This window comes from bacterium, from assembly GCA_016873475.1.
Classification (GTDB): Bacteria; Krumholzibacteriota; Krumholzibacteriia; order JACNKJ01; family JACNKJ01; genus VGXI01.
This window is the reverse complement of the sequence record VGXI01000233.1, coordinates 1-4,493: the sequence shown is the minus strand read 5'-3', so window position 1 is coordinate 4,493 and position 4,493 is coordinate 1. Positions and strand designations below refer to the sequence as shown.

Annotated in this window: 3 protein-coding genes; all 3 read right to left on the bottom strand. The window is 72.6% G+C overall.

Annotated features, from left to right (window positions below; genetic code table 11):
* Positions 1-2: 2 nt before the first annotated feature.
* Positions 3-1,070, bottom strand: a complete 1,068-nt coding sequence (locus FJ251_13805; GenBank protein MBM4118779.1) for a GNAT family N-acetyltransferase — start codon at positions 1,068-1,070, stop codon at positions 3-5.
* 45 nt (positions 1,071-1,115) lie between these two features.
* Positions 1,116-3,632 carry a response regulator gene (locus FJ251_13800; GenBank protein MBM4118778.1) on the bottom strand — a complete coding sequence of 839 codons (2,517 nt, stop codon included), beginning with the start codon at positions 3,630-3,632 and terminating at the stop codon, positions 1,116-1,118.
* Positions 3,633-3,906: 274 nt separating this feature from the next.
* The gene (locus FJ251_13795; GenBank protein MBM4118777.1) at positions 3,907-4,449 is read right to left on the bottom strand and encodes an HNH endonuclease; all 543 of its coding nucleotides are present in this window, start codon (positions 4,447-4,449) and stop codon (positions 3,907-3,909) included.
* Positions 4,450-4,493 lie beyond the last annotated feature (44 nt).

Below are 4,493 nucleotides of genomic sequence, written 5' to 3'. Positions count from 1 at the left end.
TGTCAAAGGGCCAGGGGGGGTGGGCCGGGCTGGCGGCGCAGGGTCGGCCAGGGCTCGGCGCCCGGGGAGAGGGGCTCGAACCCGAAGCGGGCATAGAAGCGCTGCGCGTCCTGCGTGCGCAGGCAGACCTCGCGGGCCGAGCGCGCATCCGGGTGATCGAGCAGGAGGCGGACGAGCGCCGTGCCCAGGCCGCGGCCCTGCCAGTCCTCCCGCACGACGACATCCAGCAGCCAGGCCCGCCGGAGGCCGTCGCCCAGCACGCGCCCGCTGACGACGAGCTGCCCGCTCGTCGTCTCCAGGGCGCCCAGCCAGCCGGGCGAGCGGCGATGGGCCGCGGCGAGCGCGGTCGGCGACTCGCCGCCCGTCCAGTAGCGCCCCGCGAGCAGGGCGGCGGCGGAGTCGGCCAGGGCCGCAGCCGGCGCGCAGCGCAGCCGCGCGCCGGGTGGCGCGGCGAGGATTCCGGGGTATGGCGTGTCCGGGTTCGCGTCCAGGATGCGGTCGATCGCGCGGCGGTCCTCCGGGTGGCCGCGCTCCCAGAGCCGCTCGCAGATCCGCTGGCGCTCGCCAGGGCTGCGGTTCTGGCCGAGCTTGCTCTTGCCGGTCAGCGTGGCGAGGGCCATGCGCAGCACGCGCGTGCCGGCGAGCGAGGCCGTGTAGAGCGGGTCATCGCCCGTCAGCGGCCGGTGCCCGCCCTCGGGCTGGTACTTCTCCATCAGGGCCTGGAGCAGGCGCGCCTTGAGCGCGGGATCGGTCACGTCCTCCGGGATGCCGGTGGCGTGCACGCTCTCGTAGTAGTTCGTCGCCGGGCAGGCGCGCTCGGGATCGATGAAGTGGCTGGGGATCTCCGCGACGCGCTCGTGCGCCGCGATCTGCGCGGGGCGGCCCGGCACCAGCGCCTTCTCACCGCCCTGCGAGCCGTGCCAGACGAGCCAGCCGTCCACGAGCACCGCGTTCAGCGCGCGCAGGAGGGGCAGGCCCTGGGCATCTGTGCTCGCGAGGTGCACGACCTTGGCGCGCGCGAGCAGGGCGAGGGCCGCATCCTCGCCAAGGCGATGGCGTTCGGGGATCATGGGCGCGCAGCCTAGCGCAGGCACGCCCTGCGGGGCAACGGCCGTCTAACGGCGGCGCAGCAGCTCCTGCTCGCGACGCTCCTGCACCCAGCGCTTGAGCGTTCGCGCGAGGGCGCCGCGGTCCACCGGCTTGGCGAGGTAGTCGTCCATGCCGGAGGCCAGGCAGCGGTCGCGATCGCCGCGCATCGCGTTGGCGGTGAGGGCGATGATCGGCGTGCGCCGGCCCGGCACCTCGAGCGTGCGGATCATGCGCGTCGCCTCGAAGCCGTCCATGCCGGGCATCTGGCAGTCCATGAGGATGGCGTCGTAGTCCAGCCGTTTGTAGGCCTCAATCGCCTCGAGCCCGTTCGCCGCCAGATCCACCGTGCAGTGGAGCCGCTCGAGCTGGAGCACGGCGACCTTCTGGTTCAGCGGGTTGTCCTCGACGAGCAGCACGCGGGCGTCCAGTTTCAGGTCACCCACGGGCTCCGACTCCTGGGGCGCGGCCGGATGCGGCTGATTCGCCGAGCGCGGCAGGCGCAGCTGCACCCAGAAGGTGGCGCCCTCGCCCTCCACGCTCTCGAGGCCGATCTCGCCGCCCATCAGCTCGACGAGCTGGCGGCTGATCGCCAGCCCGAGGCCCGTGCCGCCGAAGCGGCGCGCCGTTGAGCGTTCGCCCTGCGCGAAGGCCTGGAAGAGCCCGGCCTGCGCCCTGGCGGGAATGCCCGGCCCCGTGTCGCGCACGAGGAAACGCAGCTCGCCCTGGCCGCCGGCCAGGGGCGTCGCCTGGCAGCGCAGCTCCACCTCGCCCTGCTCGGTGAACTTGATCGCATTGCCCACGAGGTTGAGCAGGATCTGGCGGAGGCGTCCGGGATCGCCGAGGAAGCAGGCGTCGCTGCCCGTGCCCTTGCGCAGATGCAGGGCCAGGCTCTTCTCGCGGGCGCGGAAGCCGAGCAGCTCCATCACCTCGCTGCAGAGCGCGGCCGGCTGGAAGGGAATCGCCTCCAGTTCGAGGCGGCCGGCCTCGATCTTGGAGAAGTCGAGGATGTCGTTGATCAGGGTGAGCATGGTCGTCGCCGAGGCCCGCACGGTGTCGATGTAGTCGCGCTGCTCGCGGTCGAGCTGCGATTCGGCGAGCAGGCCGGTGAGGCCGATGATGCTGTTCAGCGGCGTGCGCACCTCGTGGCTCATCGCCGCAAGGAACTCGCTCTTGGCCTGGGTGGCGCTTTCGGCGTTGCGCTTGGCCGCGAGCAGGGCGACCTGGTCCTCCTCGCGGCGCTTCAGCAGCTTCTCGAGCTGGCGGCTGCGCTGATTGAACCAGTAGACGAGCGTGCCCAGCTCGCCGCCGTCGGGGCTGGGCAGCTCGAGGACTGCCATCTCCTGGCTCGCGAAAGAGGCCTGGAGCTGGCGGGTGAGGCCCTTGAGCGGCGCGATCAGGATCCAGCGCAGCAGCAGGTAGGCCACGAGCAGGCAGAGCAGGATCAGCCCCAGCGTGGACAGCATGAGCGCGCGGCCGAAGAACTCCGTCGAGGCGATCGCCGCGCTGCGCGGCGTCACGGCGACGATCCACCAGCCCGTCTCGGGCACCTGGAGGATGGCCGCCACGGCCGGCGTGTCGAGCAGGGGGTCCTTGGCCACTGAGAGGTGGAAGCTGCGCGGATCGCGCAGGCCCGCGCGCGGCGCGAGCCCGGCGGCCTCGGCGGCGAAGGCGTCGGCGTAGGCGCCGAAGCCGGCATTGCGCAGCGCGAGGGATTCGAGACTGGGGTGCGCGCCGGCGCCTGCTTGCAGCTTGGCGCTGGCGGCACTGGCTGCGCTGCCGCGCGGCCAGGTGATGATGTTGCCTTCGCGATCGAGGACGAGCGCGTAACCTTCGAGCGTGGCGGCCGCGTCGTCGAGCAGCCAGTCCATGCCGTTCAGCCAGATCTCCACCGTGGCCACGCCATAGAAGTTGCCGGCGCGCTGCATGGGCACGGCGCAGGAGAGCGTGGGCTGCGCGCCCGGCAGCGCGCCCGCGGCATAGGACCAGGTAGGCCCGGCGATATGACGCAGGGCGGCCGGCTCGTACCAAGGCGCGCGCAGGTAACCCGTGCCCGCGGGATTGTTGTAGTCCTCCACGGTCTGCAGCTTGCCGTCCGCAGTGCGTCGCCAGCAGAAGCTGCGCCGCTCGCGCGCGGGGTCGAAGGCCCGCGGCGCCGGCCAGAAACCGCCGCCGGCGATCGTCTCCTCACTGTCGTCAGGATCGAGGAGACGGGGCAGGAGCCGCAGGTGCAGCTCGGCGTCTTGCGGGAGCTGCTCGCCGAGCTCGGCGAGCGAGACCGCGCGCTGCCGCGCGGCGACCAGGCGCGTCTGGTAGTCGGCGACGAGCGCGCTGCCTGCCAGCTTCGACTGCACGCGCGCCTGCTCCTCGAGCAAGCGTTTGCCGATCGTGCCGATGACGAGGGCGCTGGCCAGGGCGAGTCCGGTGAGCAGGATCGCGAAGACGAGCGGGATGCGCACGAGCAGGCTGTCGCGCCAGCGAAAGACGGGCAGGGGCGCCGCGGACTCGGCGCGCGGACGCACGGGCACTTGACTGTGTGCGGGCATGGAGGCCGATCTCCTCAACCGGGATTCGCGTTCCTCCACTATATCGGCAGGCAGGCGGCGCCGCCTTTAGCGCCGATGCGTGCGATTAGGCGCCACAAGTGCCGTGCTACACGGCTGTTGCAGGGGCATTGGCGCAGGCGCGGCAGGCGCGGCGGCAGGATGGGGAGCGATGGGGCCGCATGCGCCATCGCGGGAAGGGGCGTGCGCAGCTTCCGCTCCAGGGCGGCTCCCCGCCGACCTGGGCGGACGATCAATGCATCGCCGAGGGCGCCGATCAGCCAGTGTTCTGCATGCCCGCCGCTGGCAGGGCCGCGGCAAGCCCCGCGCCGCCTTCGTGCAGCAGTCGGTGGCAGGCCGCGCAGAGCGTGATCAGGTTCGCCGCGCTGTTGCGACCTCCTCGCCGGCGCGGCTCGCGGTGGTGCACTTCCAAGAAACGCGTGGAGCGGCAGCCGGGCGCCTGGCAGCGATGGCCGTCGCGGGCGAGCACTTGCCGGCGCAAGGCGGGTGGGATCGACGCGCGATTGGGTTCGCCGTCGCGCTGCTCGCGGCAGTCGCAGGCCGCCTGCGCGGCCACCGCCGGCGCGAGCCGCTTTCCGTCGGGAAGGCGCGCGGCGCCGCACTCCTCGCAGCGGTAGATCACGACCTGATAGGGCGGAGCGGAGTTGCCACGTGGCAACTGGCCGCCCGAGTCCTCCCTGGCGCCGCGCTCCGAGGCCTCCAGGCTGGCGAGGAGAGCGTCCAGTCCGGCGAGCAGAAGCTCCTCGCGAGTCTGGTGCCGACCAGTCGCGGCGCCGGCTTTGCGGATCTTCTCCAGCATCGACTGCAAGCGGGCGAGTTCGAGCGGTCGGAGGCGCAAGGTCA